Raw genomic sequence first — 23,697 nt, forward strand, 5'->3', positions numbered from 1 at the left:
TTGGTCATAAGGAGCTTGTTGTTAATTGGCGTTGTAATTATTAATTATAATACCATAGGGAGTAAGGGTAGTTATCAATAACGCATTCATCCCACTACTTTAGAAGTAGGGGATTTCTGCGCTGAAATGTTAAAACGCTAAAAAACTTTTAAATATCAAATCAATGAGCCATCAAGCGCTCATTCAGAGCACTTAACCAGCGTTATTTATGCTCACTAATTGCTATCAAATGTTATTTTTTCAAGGTGAGATTACAAAGGCTCTATTATAAACTGTCTAAGAATCGATTCGGTAAACCAAAGTAAAAATAATCCTTAAAACTAAATGCCAAAAGCCAAACTTAAAGACAAAAAAACTAGGACTGATTCACCTGATCCCAAGCCATACCTAACATATCCGAGACCAAGGCTTTACCCATTGGCGCATAAGGCAGTAGTTCAGGTGCAAGCACAGAGGTCTGCCACTGTGGCATTTGCACCAACAACGGCGCACTAACGCTAAGAACAACCAAAACCATCAGTACGTTTTTGGCAGCACCCAGTACACCGCCCGCCATTTTATCCACCACGCCCAAGCGTAAGGTTTTCAGCACACCTGAGAAAACAAAAGCCACCAAATGCATAATGGCTAAGATAGCAATCACGACCAATAAGAATGCCATTGCCATCTGTAATACAGGGTTTTGTACGATACCTGATAATTGAGGGGCAATCGAACCTGCCAACCGCGTCGCCGCAATAAGCGCAATAAACCAGCCGACTAAGCCAACTGCCGTCTTAATCAGACCAACTTGAAAGCCGCGCCATAAGCCAATCAAGACGACAATAGCAATCACAATATCTAGACCACTCATGTTTTATGCCTCATGCCTAATTGATTGTGTTCAGATGTTCGTTAAATGTTTTATTCAGGATTTACAACAACGTTATTTATATATATCAAACAGTGCAGCTCAGTTTGCTACTATCTTGCTTCAAGTGTCTTAGCCTTCCATCGCATCATAGTAGCCACCGATTGCTTGGATACAAGACTGTACCAACCCAGGGCCACGATAAATCAGACCAGTATAGAGCTGTACCATGTCTGCACCTGCTTCAATTTTTTTGACCGCTTTGGCACCACTGTCGATACCACCAACACCTATCAAAGCTACTTTATCACCCAACTGATCAGAAAACTGTTGCAAAATCTGAGTACTAATGTGGCTGACAGGTCGACCAGATAGACCACCCATTTGGTCGCCATCAGGCAAGTCTTCTACACCGACACGACTCAAAGTAGTATTGGTCGCAATCAGACCATCAATCTCAAAATCTATCAATTGTTGTGAGATATAATCTACTTGAAGCGGCTCTAAATCAGGGGCAACTTTTAGCACCAAAGGGACATAAAAACCATATTCAGTCGCCAATTGGCTATGACGGTTTTTAATCGTATCCATCAATTGAGTGAGTGCTTCACCACTCTGTAAGTCACGCAAGTTTTTGGTGTTAGGTGAAGAGATATTGACCGTGATATAAGAAGCGTGCGGATAAACACGCTCTAGGCAATAAACATAATCATCGGCCGCTTGTTCTACTGGCGTGTCGGCATTTTTACCAATATTAATGCCAATATTGCCTTTGTATTTGCAGCGCTTTACGTTTTCTATCAGATAATCCACACCTTGGTTATTAAAACCCATACGGTTAATAATGGCATCGGCTTGCTTTATTCTGAATAATCTTGGCTTATCATTGCCTATCTGTGGCCTTGGCGTGACTGTGCCAACCTCTATAAAGCCAAAACCAAGCTCGGCTAATGCATCGATATAATCACCATTTTTATCCAATCCAGCAGCCAAACCCACGGGATTTGAGAACTGCAATCCCATACAGTCTGTTGGCTGCATTGATTGACCATACACTAAACCTAAAGCACGCGCTTTATGTGCTTTATCTAATAATGATAAAGTCATTTCATGGGCGTGTTCGGGATCCATCTTGAATAAAAAAGGGCGAAGTAAGGCATAAGACATAGTAATGGCAGACCCTGCTCAAAAGAAATAGTGAATGAGAAGTACGAATGAGTTTAAGCGCTGCGATTATATCAGCTTAACAGAAATAAGAGCAAAGTTTCATGTGGGAAATTTCAAGGTTGAAACAGCCGTCTGCATATAGAAACTATGGTTGAACGACTGTCTTAATCTTGGACGTATCATAAATAAAAAAGGAAGCCGTGCTAAGGTATATTCTAAGGCACAGGGCGACCATCAGTTAGTGCTATCCAACCACGGACGATACGATAAAGGTGCCAGATAAAGGTAAATATCATAATCAATAAACCAAAGCCCGCCAACAATACCGAACCAATAGCAATGTTACCACTGTCGGCCAACATACTGACCCCAAAGCCACCTAAAGCAAACGTTATGATAATAACACCGATTACAAACCAGACAATACTGTACCAAAACGTCTTAATTTGCCAATCAAAATGGGTAGCGAGCCATGAGCCATCAGCATCATGTCGCTTCGCATAGTTCATCACAATGGGCACAATCCAAAGCAGCCCAGCGGTAAAATAGCTCACCACATATAAAAAATAAGTAATATGGTTATAAGTAATTAAAGAACGGCGCTTGGCGTTACTCATCATAGTGCTCTGTCCTCGCTGGGCAATAGCATTGTTGGATGTTTCGGAGTGAGAGATGTTGTGGCCATATCCGCCCTCATCAAATGACGTACTGACTGGCTCTTTGTAATTATTATAGCCCTTATCATCAGCGGCGTTCGTCTGCTGACGTATCGGCTCATCAGTTTTGCGATCAGAAGATTGATTCATCATAAACATCCATAGCTGGCCATCATTAACAATCACGAATAGTTATTTAATTGTGCCGATTAAGCTGTTTTTCAATAAGATGATAATGAAGCTATACCTCACAAGCCAAATATTGAGGATATTTTATATGTTCAACAGGCTCTAACCTTATGAAACAATGGTTGCTTGAACTTCAATAGATTTGTCCGTTAAGTCTTGCTGTATAGATAGCTGTGTGAACTGCCAGCCCTGCTGCTCAAGCTTACCCAATGCCGCACTGACCACGGCTTGACTGGCATTATTAAAGCTTAGTTGTATGGCTTCACCCGTCGCCACAACTTGCGCATTTACAATTCCTGAATTGGTTAATAGCTCATTGACGCTAGTCGCAGGTGACAACGAAGCCGAGCCATCTGTTGTGTTGGCCGCATTCATGACATTACTATCAATGTTCCCGGCTTGTGCACGTAACCAAAAATAATCAGCCACTTGGGCGTGATAGTCATCCTTACTCTTGTTTGCCGCTTGGTGCATGCTATAACCACCGTAACCACCAATAAACAGTAATAAAAATAGAGACAATACTGCCAATGCCAACTGGTCTCGCGGTGACAATGCCTGCCAGCGCGAATATAGTATATTTTGGTAAGCACTCAAACGTTGTGACAACACAGCGGTTGCAGTGCTGCTCTCAGGGTTGGCTGTGGTGCTTTTGCCGCGGCGCTGTAATCGCTTCATGTTTGACCTTTTTACCCTTTCTTACCTTTGTTGCCACGACTGAAATGGCGAATAGATTATGATTGTGCCACCGCTGCTTGCGTACCGCTATTCTCTACGACATTAACGGTCACTTGACCACTGAACTGCCCTTGCTCGTTACCATTTACTTGCTCTAACTTCGCATTTAAACCTTGTGCGGCCAGAGTATTGGTAAATTGATCTAAGCTACTGCGGTCAGGTGCGATCAAGGTAAAGCTGAGCGTCGATGGTTGCATTGCTAAGGATTGTGCGTGCAATGAAGACTGTTTGATTAAAGGTGATATCCGAGCCAATGCAGCCATATGAGAGGCCGGTGCTTGGCTATCACTACGTAGCTTGGGCTGGAGTTGTACTTGTAGCTTAGTACGGCTACTGAGTGGCTCATCGGCAAACCAAGACTGGTACTGAGTCGCTATCTCGGTTTTGGTCGCCGTTGTTGCCTCTTGGTATTGGTACCATTGCACGCCATCTGTTGCTATCTGCAATACCAATGCCGATAACGCTACCATCATCGCCACCCGTAAGTACGGTGACAATTGTGAATCTGTTGACTTAGTAAAAAAGTTGAGCGCATGACGCTCAGGATATTCGAGAGGTTTTGGCGTGTTGGGTAACGTTGTTAATAGTAACTGGTGATCAGCAATAAGCGCTGCTGTTTGCGCCATAAAGTGACTCTGTGTTGATATGTCTTGAGTTGAAGCACTTGGTATTGATGCTTTTTGCAAATTAATATTGCTATCAGTTGCGTCATAAGCATCAATGGGTGGCAATATACTCACCTCACTTAAATGTGGAAAGCGCTCAAAAATCAGTGGCAAATAGCTCACAGCCATGCCTTGATGCAATGACTGGCGTAGCAGCATCGTGTGCTTATCCTGATACAGGGTCACTTGCTGACCTGCGCCTTCTTCTGGCGTTGGCAACAGTAAAAAATCAGGCACCAAGGCGGCGATAGTCATGCCAGCCAGTTTGGCACTCTGCTGCCATGAATCGATATCGCTTTGCGCCACTGCATACAACTGATGGGTGTCAGCATGAGTGATTTGCCGAATCGCCAGTTGCTCAACAGGCGTCAAAGAGGTTTCTTCAAACAGATATTGCTTGCCACTATTACCGAGCTGTTTAAGCTGAGTGGTCGTAAGCTCAGTATCTACTTGTAGTACATGACTAGAGGGAATATACAGACAGACATTCTTTTGCGCATTGCCTTTATAGCCTGCATAGATGTCTTGTAGCTGTTGCCAGCCATCGACCGTTTGCCAGCGCTGGATATCTTCGTGCCAAACAGCCAATGGGCTATGCTGCGCTCGTAACCAAACATGTAACACTAAGCGTGTCCTTAATTATGAAAGCTGTTTTAAAAGTGGTCGTTGAAGCTGTTATCAGAGCAAATTGAAATGGATTATCAATACATCTTAACCTTAATACTCATCGTATTTAGTATGGTTGCTCAGGTACAAAACGGTCAACCTCATTTGCCATACCTGCCATCACAAACTCCATTTCAAACACCCTAGCCTCTGCTAGAGAGAATGACTCAGGATAGTCACCCGTTAATAGACCAGCGATATGTGCGACGATTGACATATGACACACCACCACCAGACAATCTCCTTCAATATTGCCAATATCTATCAATGCCTGACGGGCATCATCAGACGGCGTAATATTGTCCTGTACCGTTAATGGAACTTTGGGCGCGCGCGATTGAAATGATGCTAGTGTCTGCTGCGCTCTATCGTAAGGACTAACAATAAAGCGATCAGGCTGATAGTGAGTCATTAAATAGTCTGCGGTTTGCGCTGCCTGCTGTTGACCAAAATCAGTCAGCCTGCGTGCGCTGTCTGGACGCGTCTCATTTTCTGCTTGACCATGACGTACTAATATAATTTTCATAACCTTCCTTGGGACACTCTACTGCCATTAACCAAAAAGAACCTGATCTTACTTACTGCATTATTGAACCGACAGTACCGACTTTATTTATTGTCGGTATTACTATCGTTATCAGTGCTGTCGCTTGATGTTTTCATTTGGGCAGTCAGCGAGGCATTACTATGGTCATGAGCCATGACAAATTCGACATCACTGCGGAAGCCTGCTTCCATCAGATGTAGCGCAACACCTAATGCCGCTTTATCTTCGTAAATGACAGCATAAAGCGCATGCGTAATGGGCATGTAGATACCCTCTCGGGTCGCTTTTTCGTGTACTTGCTGAATGGTATTAACGCCTTCAGCCGTTTGACCAAGTTTCTTTACTGCGGCGTCAATACTCATTCCACGACCGAGCATGTTGCCAATACGATAGTTACGACTCAATTCTGAATTACAAGTGGCATATAAATCACCAACCCCAGACAGCCCTAGGAACGTTAGTGGATTTGCGCCCTCTTCGACACCGAAGCGGCTCATCTCTGCCAATGCACGCGTTAATATCATTGCTTTGGTGTTTTCGCCCACATCATAAGCTGCAGCCATTCCCATAGCAATCGCATAGATATTTTTTAGCGCACCGCCAAGCTCTACACCGCGAATATCATCACTGGCAAATACTCTAAAGAACGCACTATGTAGCGCAGCTTGTACCGCATGACGCAGTGGCTCAGACTTACTAGCAATGACAGTAGCAGACGGCATGTTCTTCATAATCTCGATGGCAAGATTTGGCCCTGACATCACACCGAAGTTTACTTCTGGCAAAACGTCTTTAATAATATCGCTCATCATGGCAAAGGTATCTTTCTCCATACCCTTAGTCAGTGACACAATAGACTGACCGCTGATAAATGGTGCAATATTCTTTAGCGTTTCACGAAATGCCAGACCAGGTACGGCAATAAAAACAATATCTTTATCTTTTACAGCTGATTCTAAATCATGGCTATACTTCAACCTATCATCAAGCTTGTAACCTGGTAAGTATTTTTTGTTGGTTTGAGTTTTTGCCATGGCTTTGACAGTACGCTTATTGCGCACCCATAGTGTGGTATCGCAGCCATTGCGCGCGGCTAGGTTAGCCATCGCTGTACCAAAACTACCACCGCCTAAAAATGCCAAACGCAGCTTGGTGGGATTGCTATGAATATCCGCCATGTTTTTAGCAACTGCTGACTCGACCGCACTTGGATTAAGCTTCTTACGAGCGATGCCTGCCTTGGTGGCGCGTTCGATGATGCCTGATAGCAGACTGTTTTGCTTTTCAGGCGTATTCTCATCTGACTCATTATTATCGTTGGTATCTTTGTGACTACTATTAGGGCTTGTCATGTTCTTTTATCCGTATTGACTGACTTATTATTAATATAACGCTCATAGTGAGATACTAAAGCACACTGTCTATTCAAGACATCACTGTCGTAAGCAACCGCTTTTTTAGGTAATCAATTTTAAAACGATTTTAAAAACCACCTGCATATCAAGACTCAAAACGTATTAACGGCTCGATATCGATGGGTTTGCGCGCAGGCTCATCTATAGCACTGGTGCCAGTATAAACAAAAGCCGTGACATAATCATCTGCTCCAACGCCGAAATATGCTTTTACCGCAGGCTCGTTACAGAGTAGTCCCGTGCGCCAGACAGTACTAAAACCTTGGGCTTTTAAGGCCAAAATCAGATTTTGTACCGCCGCACCTGTGCTTAGCATTTGCTCAAAATGTGGAACTTTTTCGTGTTCTTGCATTTGAGTAACAGCCGTTATAATAACAGGAGCACGTAATGGCAAAGTATGGGTTTTTTCAATCGTTTTATCAGACAGCACTTCTCCATCATTCAATGCCTTTGCTTTTGCAGCATCAACGAGCGCGCGCCCTAAATCATGACGAGCGTCGCCTTCTGTGACGATAAAGCGCCACGGACGAAGCTTCTTATGATCTGGTGCTGTTGCAGCACACTCAATCGCCGCTTTAATCTGAGCATGACTCGGTGCTGGAACGTCCAAGTTACCCATGCTGCGCCGTGATTGTATCCAGCCTATCATCTCATCGCTGGTGATTGGCATATTATCAGCTGTTATATCCTTAGTGGACAATTTTTTATCATTTTTATCAGGGGTTGTCATTGCCGCTCCTAGGCTATTCTTATTTAATGATGCAAGTACTATTTATTTGATGCGCCAATTTATCACAGAAAACAGCCATCACTCTTAAACTGTCAGTCTAAAAATACAGGCTGTTTTCGCAGGTGGCGGTAAAGGCTATTGGCTATGCTGCATCGTCGACACGGTGCTCCATGCGCAAGTAATCTTCTGATTGCATTTCTAGCAAGCGTGAGCGTGTGCGTTCAATCTCAAATGCCAGCTTTTGCCCTTGATACAATTCTAAAATCGACTGCTCTGCGCGTACCAAGAGCTTAACGCGGCGATCATAGAACTCATCGACCAAATAAATAAATCGACGCGTTGGATCACGCAAGTCATCATCTAGTGCTGGCACTGCATTGACCAATACCGTACTGAATTGCTTCGCGATTTCGATGAAGTCCGAGGCTGAACGTGGCTCCATACATAAATGACGAAAATCGCAGAATAAGATATCTTCGGTGCGAGCATTTATTTTGATTTCACGACCATTAATAGTAATCGGCTCATTACTGATTTTTTGATTATTAGATAAGCTGGCAAAACGGTTGGCTAGCCAATGGTGATTGGCCTTTGTTAATGGTGATTCGTATAGCTCTGCTTGCTGCAATACACGCAAGCGATAGTCGATACCAGAATCAATATTCATCACCGTCGTATGGCGCTCAACTTCTGCGATAGCTGGCAGGAATCGGTCGCGATGCAAACCATCTTTATACAGTCCTGACGGCTCAATGTTGGAAGTCGCGACCAACGTAATGCCTCGATTAAACAGCATGGTGAACAAATCACCTAAAATCATCGCATCAGAAACGTTAGAGACAAAAAACTCATCAAAGCAGATAATGACGGCTTCTGCATAGATGATATCAGCAACTTTTTCTAATGGGTCACTCTGACCTTGTAGATTATTTAACTCTTGATGCACACGCTGCATAAAGTGATGAAAATGCAGGCGCATCTTACGCTCGATGGTCAAAGAGTCGTAAAACATGTCCATCATCCATGTCTTACCACGGCCAACACCGCCCCACATATACAGACCTTTTGGCGCAGCGGGCTTAGATTTTAAAAAGCTAAAAAAGCCCTTCTTTTGTTCCACACTATTAACGAGCTGATGATGTATCTCATCAAGATAGCTCATAGCCTTAAACTGCTGCTCATCTCGAGTAAACTCATCTGTACTGACGGCTTGCTCGTAACGTTGCAATGGAGATAAACTCATAATACGACTCATCATTAGACAAAATAAATAATAAAGTAATTCTCGAACTATACCTCACCACATCATGGCGAAAACTGATACATAGCGATCATTAATAGTAATACTGATAAATAAAAGCTATTTAGGTAAAATCTATGTATTACTATATCTATGCACTACTACCAAAGCTGTGCTCTTCTAATAAGCCCTTGAGCTCAGATAGGCGTCCGTGAAAAAAATGCCCTGCGCCATCTACAACACTGACAGCAATGCCTAAGCGTTCGGCAAATGCCTGCATGCTCTCAGGGTCAATGACATTATCAGCGTTACCATAAATCTCAAAGGTTTTTTCAGCTGGCAAATGTAAATCATCGGTGTCGTTTTTCTCAACTGAAGGTGCGATAAGAGCGATTTTAGTAATTTCGAAATCATTTAGCCCCCAGATATGAGGGGCTTCTAGCACTTGCTCAGCGACACGCGCCGTGACATAACCACCAAATGAGAAACCACCCAGCCATAGTTTGCGTGCATTGGTTTGTTCTGCAATCCATTGTAGCACGGTCATTGCGTCTACTACTTCACCATCCGCATAATCATGCTCACCAGTTGACTGCCCGACTCCGCGGAAGTTAAAGCGCACCACGTGCATGCCGTTGTCACGGGCAAAGCGGTACATAGTCGTGACCACTTTATTATTCATCGTGCCATCGAATAAAGGATTAGGATGGCAAAGTAGCGCCACTGTATCGGTATTTGAATCGTGAGGATTGTCTTGTTGCCAGAGCGCATCAACTTCGAGCACGCCAGCAGGAGCAGGAATCAATTGCATATAATTACTTACTAATTAAGAATGAATGGTCTAATTATCCTAGATATGGTTTATATTTCAAGTGATTTGCTGTGTGCTGATGATGAATAGAGCTTTTTTAGCTGAGTGCTATGGTAAGAACCAAGCCAAATATGATTACCAGATATTGCTATACATGGCTACTAAACAACTTAGTCAAACACTTCTATCAAATAAAACAGGTAGCACTTTACCTTTATTTATTCATTGTTATTTATATCAATCGTGCTGTGTAATATAAGCGCAATACCAAACACAATTACTGCCTAGACACTTAAGAGGCGAATAGGTTAGATTCATACTGTTTGTTAATTGGTATCTGATAAGATGTCCGTGCCAATTATACTTAAAATGCTCAACTTTTAATTTGAGGAATACTTTATGATTAGTTTTAATAAAACCGCAACTTTAACGGCTACTTTTGCTGCTGCTCTCGCTTTGAGCGCTTGTCAAAGTACGCCTTCATCTCCCGTTATCCAGCGCGCCAACTCTACTTATGAGACGACTGGTATTGCAGACACAAAAGTAAAAGCTCAGCAAAATGCGATAGACAGTGCGCAAAAAACGTGCCGAAGCAAGCAAGTTATTATCGTCGACGACAAAGTCACCTATAACGGTATTTTAGATGAGCGTACTGGCCGTATGGTTGGACAAGCTGGTGCGGTTATCGGCTCAATCTTTGGTACTGGCTCACCGGACTTGTCACGTAGCGATGACTATGAGTATAAAATCAACTTTCGTTGTCAATAAGCCCATGTGATAAAACGATTACTATTTAGTATTTAGCCAATAAGTCTGCGAGAATAATAATATATGAATCGCAGGCTTGTTGGCTTCTCTTTTTGTGCGTGCGCTTTTGGGGTAAACTACCCTATCTAATGCCCATTACTACTTAATCATCTTTCGTCTCATATTATTGGTCTCATATCATGCGCAAACCCAATCTCTCAAACGTCAAACAAACTAAGGTCTTAGCGCCTGCAAAAGATTTAGCGACTCTAGAGGCCGAACTTGCTGAGCAGGAGAATAGTCTAGAACTAGAAGACACTGTCCTGCGTTTAAGTGACTACTTGTCAGCGGTTGAGATGGTTATCAAGCAAACTTTTGATCACCGTGTATGGGTAAAAGCAGAAATTCGTAATCTGTCTAGCAAAGGTGGACATTATTACTTTGAATTGGCAGAAAAAGATGACGATGGCAAAGTCGTTGCCAGCTGTCGTGGTAACCTCTGGCGCTTTAAAGCCGCGCGCGTCTTAGCGAAGTTTGAACGAGCAACTGGTATGCCACTTGACCGTGATCTAACGGTACTCCTCAAAGTATCGGCAGGTTTTCATGCGCAATATGGCTTTTCGCTCACCATTGAAGATATTGACCCCAGCTATACGCTGGGAGACTTGGCGCGTCAATATGCCGAGATGGTCGACCGTTTAACGGGTGAAGGATTATTACACCTGAACCAGCAGTTGCCTACCCCATTTGATATCGAACACGTGCTGGTCGTCGCCCCTGAAAAAGCTGCCGGATTGGGCGACTTCCAAGCCGATGCGGATCGTTTAGCCAGTACAGGTGCTTGTCATTTTCATTATCATAATGCCACTTTTCAAGGCAATCACGCCCCGAGCGAAATCCGTCAAGCAATCGTCAGCGCCCAACAGCAATTCCAAGATACTTATCAGCGGTTGCCAGATTTGTTAGTGATTATTCGCGGTGGTGGTGCGGTAGGTGATTTGGCTTATCTCAATGACTATGAACTCGCCGCCCTAGTCGCTGAGCAACCTATCCCTGTGTGGGTTGGCATTGGTCACGAGCGGGATAAAGTTATCTTAGATGAGGTCGCGCATACTAGCTTTGATACGCCATCTAAAGTGATTGCAGCTATCATGGCGCATTTAGCCCAGCTAGTCACTCAGACGCTGCAATACCAAGCACAAATCAAACAAGCTGCTCAACGGCAGTTGAATATGGCTGAGCAACAAACGTCACGCCAGTTAAGCCAAATACAATCGCAAACGACTGGTCAGCTAACCGCACTGCAAAAAGACAGTGATTATGCGTGGCGTAGCATTCAGCAAAGCGCACAGCGCCAAGTTAAGCAAGCAGCAAGGTTAACAAGCGATCTGCGCGCGCAGACCCAATCCTCTGCTTATCAGCAATTAGCAATCGCTGCTATTTATAGCCAAGACTATCAAAAAACTGTTATGCAAAGTGCTCAGCAACACGTCATACAAGCACAGCGTAACAGCGAGCATCTACGTGATATTGTACTATTGCATCGCCCTTCTCGTGTGCTCAAGCAAGGCTATACCATGCTTACTGATGCAAAAGACAAGCAAATACTGACCAGCAGTACGCAGCTTTATCCCGAGCAAACGGTACATATTGTCTTAAAAGATGGTAAAGCAAAAGCGCAGATTATTGATATTAAAACTAATAACAAGATGACAGAATCTGCTGAGACGCCCATCGAATCATAAAATAGTTTTTTAATAATTATTTACTTACTCAAACCATGTTATCTACTTAGACCATTACAAGAAATCAGGAATAACTTATGACTACCCCTACTCGCCGACGCAAAAAAGCCGCCCCAAAAACCTTTAAGGCGGCTTACGATATTCTAAAAAACAATGCAGCTGAACTACAGCAACAAGATGAGCCAGACATTGATAATCTAATGACAACGGTTGAAGAGTCAATCGCCGCTTATCGCGTTTGCGAAACCCGTATCAATGCCGTGCAACAAGCACTAGATGCGGCGTTTGCTGAAGAAGAAGATAACACAGATAATAGTGACAGCTAATTCAGCTCTACTCAGGCTCATCAACCTCAAAGACTTGGCGTAGATAGGCAAGATAGGTATCATTATTGATCATGGTCTTGCCTGGGCTGTCAGACAATTTAGCGACTGGCTGCCCATTGCACTCAACCAGTTTGAGGACGATATTTATCGGGGTGATACCCATATCATTGGTGAGATTGGTGCCAATACCAAAACTAGTTTTTATCTGATTTTTAAAATATTGATGCAACTCCCAAGCATTCTCTAGATTCAAACCGTCACTAAAGGTGAGAATCTTAGTCTTAGGATCTATTTTTAGCTTTTTATAATGAGCAATCGCCTTATCACCCCAGATATACGGGTCGCCGCTATCATGACGCAGGCCGTCAAATAGCTTGGCAAAATATAAATCAAAGTCACGTAAGAACGCATCCATCCCAACGACATCTGTCAGCGCAATGCCCAAATCGCCACGATACTCATGCACCCAAGCTTCAAGGGCGGCTTTTTGTGAGTCACGTAAGCGCACATCCAAAGCCTGAAACGCTTGCATAAACTCATGCGCCATTGTCCCTATTGGTGTCATTCCTAGCTTTTTTGCCAAATAAACATTTGATGTGCCGCTAACGATATTTGGTTCAGCTTTGTGCAAGGTCTCAACCACATGAGCTTGCCAAACTTTACTAAAACGTCTACGAGTACCAAAATCAGCGACGATAAAAGGTGGCGTGTCATGGTTATCCTTTGCTTGTTCCTCTGCGTATTGATGCAACAACGCAACCTTTGCGTCCAGTCTACGTTGTCCTTCTTCAATGACACTAGGATCTGATAAGGCATTGAAATATAGCTCATTCACTATCGCCAAGACAAAAACTTCGAAGAACATCGCCTGAATCATAGGCCCTTCGATATCGATACATAAACGGCCTTTGCCATCGGTACTGACAGTGATAAAGCGACGCTTCAGCTTAAACAATTCCAGATAATCAATGAAGTCTGAACGAATAAAGCGCAAACCACGCAAATATTCCAATTCATCTTCTAAAAATCGTAACTCACACAAGCTATCTAGTTGATGCTCTAATGACTCTTTGATATCGGCTAACGGATAGGCCGTGTCTTTATTATTGCGGCAGCGAAAGCGATAAACGCCATGCGTCTGCGGAAACTGATGCAACATGGCTTGTAACATCGTAAATTTATACAAATCGTTATCGAGTAACGAGGTAATAATAGGTGCATAGGTAACGGTCATACTATGGCCTTAAAAACGCAAAAATAAGAAATAAACGTCACCAACACGAAAGGCGACATAATATAAGGGCGATAAGCTTACAACGCTTACTCAGCGTGAGTCATCAATAAAAGTTAAGTATAACGAAGTTTGTTGTTTTTTTCAGAATTCGCTATTAATTGCAGCAAAATCACTACGCTTACTAAAGCTTTATATGGAGGTATGGCTCAAAGCATATTATAAAAAAAAGACGCTAAGAAGAGTCTTAACGTCTTTTCTGATTTAAACTAAATGGTACAACAACTATGACTTAACCAATTTTACCAACGGTGCATAACCTGACTGCGGCATGACATCGACTGGGATAAATTGGAGTGCGCCACCGTTGATACAATAACGCAAACCGCCACGGTCTTTCGGGCCATCAGGGAATACATGACCCAAATGTGAGTCTGCTACCCGCGAGCGAATCTCGGTGCGTATCATATTAAATGCTTTGTCTTCATGCTGAGTAATCACCTGCATGTCGATGGGCTTGGTAAAGCTTGGCCAGCCGCAGCCAGATTGGTATTTATCGGTTGATAAAAATAAGGGCTCACCACTCACCACATCGACATAAATACCCGGAGCAAATAAATCATCATATTCGTGACTGAAGGCTCGCTCCGTACCAGCATCTTGCGTAATGTTGTATTGCGCTTTGGTGAGGGTTTTCTTGAGCGAATTTTTGTCAAAACCAGCATAACGCTTGGGATTTAAAGCCTCAGCAACTGTGCTTACAGGTGATAGCTTGGTACGTTCTGTGCCCTCTAACTTATCATCAGCCAGACTTAAATCAACGTGGCAATAACCATTGGGGTTTTTGGCAAGGTAATCTTGATGATACATCTCAGCCAAATAGAAATTGTCTAGCGGCTCATTTTCCACTACTACCTTTTGCTCATATTGGCTTTGTACACGTTTGAGTGCCGCATCAATCACCGCTTTATCTTCTTTATCGGTGTAATAAATGCCTGAACGATACTGGACACCTCGATCATTACCTTGTTTATTTAAGCTGGTTGGATCAATCACACGCAAATAGTATTTTAAGACAGTATCGAGATCAGTTTTATCAGCATCGTACGTAACCTTGACTGTCTCAGCATGTCCTGAGCCACGAATCACTTGCTCATAGCTTGGATTAGCGGTGTCACCGTTGGCATAGCCTGATACCGCATCTACGACACCATCAACACGCTCCATATAAGCCTCAACACCCCAGAAACAACCACCGGCCAGATAGATTGAACGCGTATTAATCGCTTTGCCTTTGTCATTATAATACATACCGTCTTTTTGCTTAACGGTTTCAATCTTACTGTTATTGTCTAATGCTTGGGTATTTGCCGGCTTGGTATTGCCGGCTTTGAGCTCAGCAAAGTCATTATTGGCATTTTCAGCGAGGGCATAAGCCTGCTCTGCCGACATGTTGCCTTTGACCAAATGTACTAAATTGCCATTTTTATCTAGTATCGCCCAGCTAGGATATACTTGCACGCCAAGCTTATTAATCAGCTCGCCTGAAGCATCCATCAACACAGGTAATTTTGGATAATCTGCTTGAATACCAGCATACCAAGTGCTGAATTCGCCATCAGGTTTCTCATTCAGATGACCAGGGCTGGCAACAGTGACCACATTTAAGTCGGTAAACTTAGGATCCGTACGCCAATTTTCGGTCTCTTCAAGCGTACCCAAACACAATGGACACCAACTTGCCCAAAACTTAATCAAGGTGGGTTTATTGGGGTCGATAACCGCAGCGCCAATATCACCCAATCCTTTGGTCAGCTGTGGTAATCCCTGCATTTGCCCCAGCATATCGGATGGTAGCATATCACGTGAGCTTTTCACGCCACTGTTTTGGCTACTTGCGTTTGTGCTACTACTAGTATTATCCACATTACTCATCTGACCGCAGGCGGCTAATAACCCTGCGCTTAATACTGTCGTCACACCCAAGGTACTGGCATTTTTTAGCCAACGTGATGCAGCATGCGCTGATTCTGACGTTGACTCATTATCGGTACTACGGTCATTATGACGAAATTTTTTATCTGGCATAACCTGTCCTTTTACTGACACTACTTTTATGGGCAAATGGTTCAAAGCGCTGAATAGGCGTTGATTTGACATGCATTATTTTAATATAAAAAGAAAGGGATTGATTGAGGTTGTAAATATGATGATAGGCTTGAGATTGTTATGATATTACGACCATAACCGTGTGAATACAATGAGTTATTATTAACTGTAGCCCATTATGATTGAGTTTATGTTAATAATTATGTGTATGCAGATACATTAAGATTTGAGGGTCAATGAAAAATAAAAAATTGCAGACACACCCATACTAATGGGCTATTTAAGCTTTAGCGCTCATAAATTGCGCCACATAATCATCAGCTGGATTATGGCGTAACTCATTAGGCGTACCCGTTTGCACTAAGCGCCCACCATTCAATATACTGATACGCTGACCGACTTTTACCGCTTCATCGATATCATGGGTGATAAAGACAATGGTCTTATTCAGCCGTTCTTGTAGCTCAAGCAATTGATCTTGTAGCTGAGCACGAATAAGTGGATCAAGCGCGGAGAACGCCTCATCCATCAGCAAGATTGGATTGTCTGTTGCCAGTGCGCGTGCCAGCCCGACACGCTGCTGCATCCCACCTGACAGCTCATCAGGATAGCTGTGTTCTAAGTTTGGCAATCCAACTTCATTGAGCCAATGTCTTGCAACTTCATGGCGCTCGCTCACACTCATTTTACGTACACGCAGACCGTAAGCGACATTTTGCATGACGGTCATGTGTGGCACTAAACCGAAATGCTGAAATACCATGCTGACCGTTTGCTGCCTATAATGTTGCAACTCTTTGTCATCAAGCTCTAAGATATTGATAGCCGAGCTTGGTTTAGTAGTCGCTATGATTTCACTGTGCGTGTTGTCCTTATTTTTTGCACTAATAGAGGTATCAACCCATATTTTACCGCTGGTTGGATCAATTAGTCGATTGATATGCCGTATCAATGTTGATTTCCCAGACCCTGACAATCCCATAATACAATGCAGCTCACCCGCTTTAATATTTAGATTAATATCATATAGACCAACCGAATAGCCAGTTTGCTCTTTTACCTTGATGCTATCCATACCCTCAGCCAGCAATGCCAGAGCAGACTGTGCTTGCGAACTATTGGCATTATAAATCTTACTGATGTTCTCTAGCTGGATATGATTCATCATTGTTCTCGCTATTGGTATTTTTTATTTTCGTTATTGTGGTTTTCGTTATTGTCATTTTCACTGTTTGTTACGCTCACTTTTGACGGGTCATGTTCACTTTTAACATTGAGTAAACGACTAACCAATCGGGCGTTTCCCTGCGTCAATAGTTTTTTGACGTGCACGCTTACCTTGACCAAAGGCTTGCGTTATACGGTCAATAATAATGGCGACAATGACGATAGCCGTACCTGCTTGTAAGCCCTGACCGATATTCAGCGTTTGGATAGATTGCAAGACATCTTCGCCAAGACCGGGGGCACCAATCATAGAAGCCAATACCACCATAGAAAGTGACATCATTACCGCCTGATTAATACCCGCCATGATACTGGGCAGCGCTTGCGGTAACTTAATCCAGATAAGTAGCTGCAGGTGCGTACTACCGAACGAGCGACCTGCTTCCACCATCTCATGATTGACTTGCGTAATGCCCAAAGCCGTCAAACGAATCAGTGGCGGCAAGGCATAAATAACCGTGGCAAATAATGCTGGTACTTTACCAATACCAAATAGCATGAGCACCGGAATGAGATAGACGAAGCTTGGCATGGTCTGCATGACATCCAGTACCGGAGTTACTATCTGACGCAGGATTTTACTACCTGACATGGCAATGCCAATAGGAATGCCAATCACCACTGTGACCAACACCGATACGATGAGCAGCGCAAAGGTATCAATCAACGCGCCCCACAATCCAAACGCGCCAATTAAAAACAACCCTGCCCCGCATGCTAATGCAAACCAAATTTTGCGCACGCCAAACCAAGCCAATACCGTCACAAGCGCAATGATTAGCCAAGGTGGCATGATGGTTAAGAGACGCTCAATGGGTAGTAATAGGTAGGTCAAAGTGACATTGCTGATACTACGGAAAACACCGCCGTAGTTTTGGACAACGCTTGCTAATGTGTTATTAAGCGGGGTCTCAAGTGACCATGAAGGGAAACCTGATGTTAGGCCAAATCGATTGTCACTGGCTGCACTGTCATTAACACCACCAGTACTAGCAACAGCAGCACCTGTTAGGCTAATACCTAACTTAGCAGCAAGACTCGTGGCCGCGTCATCAGATAACCACTGTTGCCAAACGTTGGGGTTATCACGCAAAAACGTTAAGGCTTGCTCATCGCCACTACGTTTACTCTCACTCATCTCTAAGATAGCACCGTTGAGCTCATCGGAGGTGAATTGAACCTTTTCGAAGACAGCAGCCAGCTCAGAATTAGACTCAATAAAGGGTGTCGATACGGCGATACCCAAAGGCGATACAGGAAATCCAGAGACGCAGTCGGCTGTACCATCAGCAAGTAGCAAATCTTGCCAACAGGCGTCGTCATAAGCAGGGAACTCTAACGGCGCAAAGTCATACTTTGCCATCAAGCCTGTAGGCTGCCAGTAGTAGAATAATAGCGGTTCGTGCTGCTCAAACGCGGAGGCAATCTCTGCATCAAGCGCAGCACCCGTTCCGGGATGGGCGTTGTTAAAAATACTATCCAAACCAGTATTTTTCAGCAAACGAGTATTAAAAATCTCACATGTCCAACCAGACGGACAGTTCATAAAGCGTGACTTGCCAGGGTCTTCGGGGTCTTTAAATAGACCAGCGTACTTAGGCAAATCCTGATAACTGCGTAGACCTGGATTTTCTTCTAGTACATATTTAGGAACATACCAGCCTTGAGTGGCGCCGCCTTTCAGCGTATCACCGATGACCGCCACTTTATTTTGTGCAATGGCTTGCTCCATGATTGGCGAGCGTCCAACCCATTGCTCTCCAATTACTTGGATGTCGTTTTGAGACAATGCAGTTTCAAGCGCAGGACCAGCACCCGGCACCTCTTCAATCGTACAACCATAGCCATCTTCAGCGATGTACTTTAGTACCCCAGAGATGAACTGACCGCTCTCCCATGTCAGTGCGCCAAATTTGATGGGTGAGTCGCAGGCTGCTGATGCCGATACTGGCAGTAACAACGCACTCATACATAATAAACTTAATGCAATCCATTGGCGCATGGGAGGTCCTATTGGTTATTTATACGGCATCAAGGCAGCAGTATTCAAACAAATCTATTAAAAAAGGGACATTAATAACGACATTGAAGTGATGCCGCTTAACTGTTGTCTAGACTTACTACGAAGTGTATCGACTTATCAGAGTGATGACAAATGCTTATTTCACTGCTATTAAGTACAATACTCATCCTGCTAAGAATATAGAAAATGGGCGTCAAACCTCCTTAAGCGGCTCTCGCGCAAAACAAAAAAGCACCTACCTAAGTAGATGCTTCCTATCGTGATGATTTTTATAATAACATTAAGCTCTGTTAGAGCTTATATATCACCAATCACTATTTTAAGATTGCAATTCTGTCAAAATGCGCTTACTTCAAGAACAGCGCCATTGCCTTTTTAAACAGTCCACCGTAAGGCGGTAACAACATATTTAGGCCATTCAGCTTTGACTGTACAAAGATTGGCTTCATGTGGCTGAGACGTTCAAAACCTGCTTTGCCATGGTACGCACCAGTCCCTGAATCTCCTACTCCGCCAAACGGTAAGTCATGCTGTGCTACGTGCATGATAACCTCGTTGATACATAGACCACCAGAGACGGTATTATTACGTACCTTTTCTATGCCAGTATGATTATCACCAAAGACATATAGAGCCAACGGGCGCGGTCGTGCATTAACAAACTGAATGGCGTCATCTAATGACTCATAATGCACCAATGGTAAAATCGGTGCAAAAATCTCATTTTGCATGACCTCACTATCAGGAGCAGGCTCACTAACAATCACTGGCGGCATCAGACGTGTTTCGATACTAGATTCAACAGCGGTAAGCTCATGCACCTCATCACTGGATAAAGCATCCAAGTAGCCTTTCACACGCTTAAATTGCTCACCATTGATGATACGTGAGTAGTCTGGGTTACTTTCAATATTAGGATAGTGTTTTTCTACCCATTCTTTGGCCAGATTAATAAACTGCACATGATACTGACGCGGAATCAAGACATAGTCAGGCGCGATACAGGTTTGGCCGGCATTCAATGTTTTGCCCATCATCACACGATTGACCACAGACTCTAAATTGGCATCATCTAAGACAATGACCGGTGACTTACCGCCCAATTCCAACGTAACAGGGGTTAGGTTTGGCGCCGCCGCCGCCATGACCTTTCTACCAACCGCAGTGGAACCAGTATAAAGCAAGTGGTCAAATGGCAGCTCACTGAAACCAACAGCAATATCAACCTCACCCAGTACCACACAGACCATATCTGATGAAAAATAACGTGCAATCGCATCAGCAAAGGTCTGAGCAAACTGCGGTGCCGCCTCACTCATTTTGATCATGACTCTGTTACCAGCGGTAAGAGCATCGATCAGCGGTCCTACCGCCAAAAACAGCGGATAGTTCCAAGGAACCATGATACCGACCACGCCTAATGGCTGTGGCTGGATTTCATTATGAGCAGGCATATATAAGGCAGAAATAGGCGCACGATGTGCTTTCATCCATTTTTTGCCATATTTTTTGGCATGGCTGATGCCAGTGAAACTCGGAAACAGCTCTGCAAACTGAGTCTCTGACTCACTACGATGACCAAAGTCTTCGCTAATAGCTTGAGCAAAATTTGCTTGGTTGTCACTCAACATCATCTCGATATTTTCTAATTGAGTCAAGCGAGTTACCCAATCATTTATCGGCTGTGAACGGCTCAATGCTTGTAGATGTGAGAATTGCTCCTGCATATCCTCTACCGTATAGGCAATGCTATGCATTTCTGGCGCTTGGTGCTGTACCAGACCAGTATTGATGGCGGTCTGATTTTGAGTATCTAATTGGGTGTCTACAGTAATATCTGTCATTAGTCTTCCTTGGTATATGCGTTGGAGTCAGTACCCTATCTTGGGTCAAAAGCCCTATATTTCTAGTCAGCCACTAACTTATGGCTAATAGCGCCTGTCATTAGCACGAGAGCCTGACCAATGAGATTCCATTCATTGCGCTTTAATGTAGCGCATCAGCTGCGTAATGAACAGTATATTAAGTTGACTACTGCGTTTGTACTATAATCAATACCTGATACGCCCTAACACCCAAGTATTCATCAATGTGACTTTTAAGTCTGACTTTTTATAACAGCTTTTTGGTATGGCTTAAAAACATCGATAGTTTTTACCAAAAATTCGCTAGGGCGTGTTGCACATTCACAAAAACTGCTACACTCAATAGCAATGCTTAGTCATAATAAATTCGTTCTAAACCAAACCACAAAAGACTGCGACTCTCATGCAAAATCCCATGCAACAGCTGAATGACACGCTGGTCAGTAAATCTCTATCAGCGGCAGACTATGTTCCTACTCTCGATGCAATGCTCGCCCGCACCTTAGCGCGCATTGATTTAAAAAAACAACACAAGCTGCGGACACCTGATGAGTTATGGATTGTCGATCACAATGATGTCTATACTCTAGGACAAGCTGGTAAAGAAGAGCACATCTTGCAGCACACGGACACCCCTATCATTAAGACGGATCGCGGCGGTCAAGTCACCTGGCACGGTCACGGGCAGTTGGTTATTTATTTTTTGTTTGACCTAGATAGTGTGGGCTGGAGCGTACGCAATCTGGTATCACATGCTGAGCAGGCAATCGAAGATGTGATTAATGATTGCTTACAGAGTCACCCCTTATCTAGCACTGGGCATATTAGTGCTCATGCGCGCCGCGATGCACCAGGCGTGTATTTATATGCTGATACCTCTAGCAGCGCTAACGCGTCAGATTCTAGCTTCTCTACGGATACCACAAGCTCTGACTCTGCAGGTACTGACACTACAAACACCGAAAACACCATTATGCTTGGCAAAATGGCATCGTTAGGCTTTAAGATTAAGCATGGCTTTAGCTACCATGGTATTGCGATTAATCTAGATTGTGACCTATCAGCATTTAATGCCATCAACCCTTGCGGCTACGCTGGCATGCAGATGTTAAGGCTGTCTGACTTTGTGACCATGCATCATGATAGCGATGAAACGTTAGCAGAAAATCAAGTAACCGATTCCTTAAGCTATGCACAGGTCACGCAAAAACTCATCGATAATATTGCTAAGCGTCATGCTGGATTGATTGAATTACGTGCAATAAAGCCAAAATAATGTCTCTATGTCTATTTTTGCATAATATCGTGCGCGCTTAGACTTAAGCATTATGAGAAAATTTAAATCAAACTTGTTATAATCGCAAGCGGCACAAATCGGGCGCAGCAATTATTTTGCAGTGGCGCAGATTAATCCCTTTAGCCTATCCCTATTATTCAGGCATTTAAAAAAAGCAAACTGGAGTATTTTATGGCAGATTTTAACAAAATTTTAGACGCAGGCGACGTAGATGGCGGCATCATCAATGTAGTAGTAGAAATCCCTACTGGTAGCAGCCATAAAATCGAATGGAATCGCGAATTGGCGGTGTTTGAGCTTGATCGTATTGATCCACAAATCTTCGCAAAACCATGCAACTACGGTTTTATCCCGCAAACACTGGATGAAGACGGTGATGAGCTTGACGCATTGATTTTGACTGAGCAGCCTCTACCAACGGGTATTTTCTTAAAAGCCAAAGTTATCGGTGTTATGAAGTTCGTTGATGACGGTGAAGTCGATGACAAAATCGTTGTCGTACCTGCTGATGACCGTGATACAGGCAATGCTTACAACAGCCTAGCAGATTTACCAAAGCAGCTAATTAACCAGTTAGAGTTCCATTTTAGCCACTATAAAGATTTGAAAAAGCCAGGCACCACTGTGGTCGAATCATGGGGTGACGTCGCAGAAGCGAAAGAAGTTATAAAAGAGTCTATCCAGCGTTGGAAAGACCTATAAGCCCGCACTATAAACTGGTGATAACAAACAAAAAAAACTCTGTTTAAAATACCGCTTTCATCATGATTGCGGTATTTTTTTTGCTTGAACGTTACGTCAGTAAAATGGTTATAATAAACCACACAATCTAGTCATATGCTCACTCCATCATAAGGATCATCATGTTCAACTCTGACCCCAGCTCAAAACCAGTCAACCCAAAGCTGCCAAAAGACGTCATCATGATGATCGAAAAAGGCAATCTGGTCATGGCGATTAAGACTCTGGCAGCGGATAAAAACATCACTATGGATGAGGCCAAGATACAGATTGATGATTATGAAACAGCACTAAAAGTAAAGCAGCAGCAAAACCTCAATACCATTGCCAACAAGCAAGGCATCTCCAATCACGCCATTAGTTTTGATAGAGAGCAGGAAACTGAGGATGAGCATCAAACTGGAAAACTGATAAAAAACCGCGTCAAGACTACTAAGCAGACTCAAGAGTTTAAGAGCTTACAGGAGGGTGTCGATAGCAAACTGGGCGATTTAGGCTATAAAAAACCCTTGCTACCCTACTGGATGAAACGTCTACTGGTTATCGCTGTGGTGATGGCAGGATTGTTTTTTATATTATGGCGAGTGTTTGGCTAGTCTGTTATAAGTGGTTCCATTATAGCAGTCTATTATGAGTGGTCTATTAATAGGTTTGAGGGGTGAAATAACCGATTCCCTTGGAGTATACCCTATATAAAAAGGTAATAATATCT

At 43.4% G+C, this 23,697-nt stretch carries 21 protein-coding genes; 6 read left to right on the top strand and 15 right to left on the bottom strand.

Annotated features, from left to right (window positions below; translation table 11 throughout):
- Nucleotides 1-355: 355 nt before the first annotated feature.
- The 10 genes from QL919_RS07750 to QL919_RS07795 form a co-directional block, all read right to left on the bottom strand.
- A complete protein-coding gene (locus QL919_RS07750; RefSeq protein ID WP_290188983.1) occupies nucleotides 356-853 on the bottom strand; it encodes a CvpA family protein in 498 nt (165 codons plus the stop codon).
- Between the two features lie 129 nt (nucleotides 854-982).
- On the bottom strand, nucleotides 983-2,017 hold the full coding sequence (locus QL919_RS07755; protein WP_290188984.1) for a quinone-dependent dihydroorotate dehydrogenase: 1,035 nt from the start codon (nucleotides 2,015-2,017) through the stop codon (nucleotides 983-985).
- Nucleotides 2,018-2,232: 215 nt separating this feature from the next.
- On the bottom strand, nucleotides 2,233-2,826 hold the full coding sequence (locus tag QL919_RS07760) for a hypothetical protein (protein WP_290188985.1): 594 nt from the start codon (nucleotides 2,824-2,826) through the stop codon (nucleotides 2,233-2,235).
- A 144-nt stretch (nucleotides 2,827-2,970) separates the two neighbouring features.
- Nucleotides 2,971-3,540, bottom strand: a complete 570-nt coding sequence (gene gspM / locus QL919_RS07765; protein ID WP_290188986.1) for a type II secretion system protein GspM — start codon at nucleotides 3,538-3,540, stop codon at nucleotides 2,971-2,973.
- 56 nt (nucleotides 3,541-3,596) lie between these two features.
- Nucleotides 3,597-4,889 (bottom strand): type II secretion system protein GspL, encoded by a 1,293-nt coding sequence (gene gspL / locus QL919_RS07770; protein WP_290188987.1) that lies wholly within the window; start codon nucleotides 4,887-4,889, stop codon nucleotides 3,597-3,599.
- A gap of 109 nt (nucleotides 4,890-4,998) precedes the next feature.
- Entirely contained in the window at nucleotides 4,999-5,457 is a 459-nt protein-coding gene (locus QL919_RS07775) for a phosphoglycerate mutase family protein (protein ID WP_290188988.1), read from the bottom strand.
- A gap of 83 nt (nucleotides 5,458-5,540) precedes the next feature.
- The gene (locus QL919_RS07780; RefSeq protein ID WP_290188989.1) at nucleotides 5,541-6,830 is read right to left on the bottom strand and encodes an NAD(P)H-dependent glycerol-3-phosphate dehydrogenase; all 1,290 of its coding nucleotides are present in this window, start codon (nucleotides 6,828-6,830) and stop codon (nucleotides 5,541-5,543) included.
- A gap of 148 nt (nucleotides 6,831-6,978) precedes the next feature.
- Nucleotides 6,979-7,623: a nitroreductase gene (locus QL919_RS07785; protein ID WP_290188990.1), complete on the bottom strand. Its 645-nt coding sequence runs from the start codon at nucleotides 7,621-7,623 to the stop codon at nucleotides 6,979-6,981.
- A gap of 142 nt (nucleotides 7,624-7,765) precedes the next feature.
- The gene (gene zapE / locus QL919_RS07790) at nucleotides 7,766-8,866 is read right to left on the bottom strand and encodes a cell division protein ZapE (protein WP_290188991.1); all 1,101 of its coding nucleotides are present in this window, start codon (nucleotides 8,864-8,866) and stop codon (nucleotides 7,766-7,768) included.
- A 148-nt stretch (nucleotides 8,867-9,014) separates the two neighbouring features.
- The gene (locus QL919_RS07795; RefSeq protein WP_290188992.1) at nucleotides 9,015-9,674 is read right to left on the bottom strand and encodes an alpha/beta fold hydrolase; all 660 of its coding nucleotides are present in this window, start codon (nucleotides 9,672-9,674) and stop codon (nucleotides 9,015-9,017) included.
- 399 nt (nucleotides 9,675-10,073) lie between these two features.
- On the opposite strand from QL919_RS07795, the gene QL919_RS07800 reads away from it, so the two are divergent.
- From QL919_RS07800 to xseB, 3 genes are all read left to right on the top strand, one after another.
- A complete protein-coding gene (locus QL919_RS07800) occupies nucleotides 10,074-10,442 on the top strand; it encodes a hypothetical protein (protein ID WP_290188993.1) in 369 nt (122 codons plus the stop codon).
- 179 nt (nucleotides 10,443-10,621) lie between these two features.
- Complete coding sequence (xseA, locus tag QL919_RS07805) at nucleotides 10,622-12,166, top strand: exodeoxyribonuclease VII large subunit (protein ID WP_290188994.1); 1,545 nt, start codon at nucleotides 10,622-10,624, stop codon at nucleotides 12,164-12,166.
- Between the two features lie 77 nt (nucleotides 12,167-12,243).
- Nucleotides 12,244-12,492, top strand: a complete 249-nt coding sequence (gene xseB, locus QL919_RS07810) for an exodeoxyribonuclease VII small subunit (protein WP_290188995.1) — start codon at nucleotides 12,244-12,246, stop codon at nucleotides 12,490-12,492.
- 7 nt (nucleotides 12,493-12,499) lie between these two features.
- On the opposite strand, the gene pncB is transcribed toward xseB, so the two are convergent.
- The 5 genes from pncB to QL919_RS07835 all read right to left on the bottom strand — a co-directional run bounded on the left by pncB (nucleotide 12,500) and on the right by QL919_RS07835 (nucleotide 20,839).
- Nucleotides 12,500-13,726 carry a nicotinate phosphoribosyltransferase gene (pncB, locus tag QL919_RS07815; protein ID WP_290188996.1) on the bottom strand — a complete coding sequence of 409 codons (1,227 nt, stop codon included), beginning with the start codon at nucleotides 13,724-13,726 and terminating at the stop codon, nucleotides 12,500-12,502.
- A 282-nt stretch (nucleotides 13,727-14,008) separates the two neighbouring features.
- Nucleotides 14,009-15,811: a bifunctional peptide-methionine (S)-S-oxide reductase MsrA/peptide-methionine (R)-S-oxide reductase MsrB gene (msrAB, locus tag QL919_RS07820; RefSeq protein WP_290188997.1), complete on the bottom strand. Its 1,803-nt coding sequence runs from the start codon at nucleotides 15,809-15,811 to the stop codon at nucleotides 14,009-14,011.
- A 301-nt stretch (nucleotides 15,812-16,112) separates the two neighbouring features.
- Nucleotides 16,113-16,997: an ATP-binding cassette domain-containing protein gene (locus QL919_RS07825; RefSeq protein WP_290189048.1), complete on the bottom strand. Its 885-nt coding sequence runs from the start codon at nucleotides 16,995-16,997 to the stop codon at nucleotides 16,113-16,115.
- A 120-nt stretch (nucleotides 16,998-17,117) separates the two neighbouring features.
- Entirely contained in the window at nucleotides 17,118-19,061 is a 1,944-nt protein-coding gene (locus QL919_RS07830; RefSeq protein ID WP_290188998.1) for a glycine betaine ABC transporter substrate-binding protein, read from the bottom strand.
- Between the two features lie 368 nt (nucleotides 19,062-19,429).
- Nucleotides 19,430-20,839 (bottom strand): coniferyl aldehyde dehydrogenase, encoded by a 1,410-nt coding sequence (locus tag QL919_RS07835; RefSeq protein ID WP_290189049.1) that lies wholly within the window; start codon nucleotides 20,837-20,839, stop codon nucleotides 19,430-19,432.
- Between the two features lie 511 nt (nucleotides 20,840-21,350).
- Here QL919_RS07835 and lipB point away from each other — a divergent pair.
- The 3 genes from lipB to QL919_RS07850 all read left to right on the top strand — a co-directional run bounded on the left by lipB (nucleotide 21,351) and on the right by QL919_RS07850 (nucleotide 23,581).
- Nucleotides 21,351-22,223, top strand: a complete 873-nt coding sequence (gene lipB / locus QL919_RS07840) for a lipoyl(octanoyl) transferase LipB (protein ID WP_290188999.1) — start codon at nucleotides 21,351-21,353, stop codon at nucleotides 22,221-22,223.
- Nucleotides 22,224-22,415: 192 nt separating this feature from the next.
- Nucleotides 22,416-22,946: an inorganic diphosphatase gene (locus QL919_RS07845; protein WP_290189000.1), complete on the top strand. Its 531-nt coding sequence runs from the start codon at nucleotides 22,416-22,418 to the stop codon at nucleotides 22,944-22,946.
- Nucleotides 22,947-23,107: 161 nt separating this feature from the next.
- Nucleotides 23,108-23,581, top strand: coding sequence for a hypothetical protein (locus QL919_RS07850; protein ID WP_290189001.1), 474 nt, complete (start codon nucleotides 23,108-23,110; stop codon nucleotides 23,579-23,581).
- Nucleotides 23,582-23,697 lie beyond the last annotated feature (116 nt).

It is taken from the genome of Psychrobacter sp. APC 3426 (genome assembly GCF_030408035.1).
In the GTDB taxonomy this organism is placed as follows: domain Bacteria; phylum Pseudomonadota; class Gammaproteobacteria; order Pseudomonadales; family Moraxellaceae; genus Psychrobacter.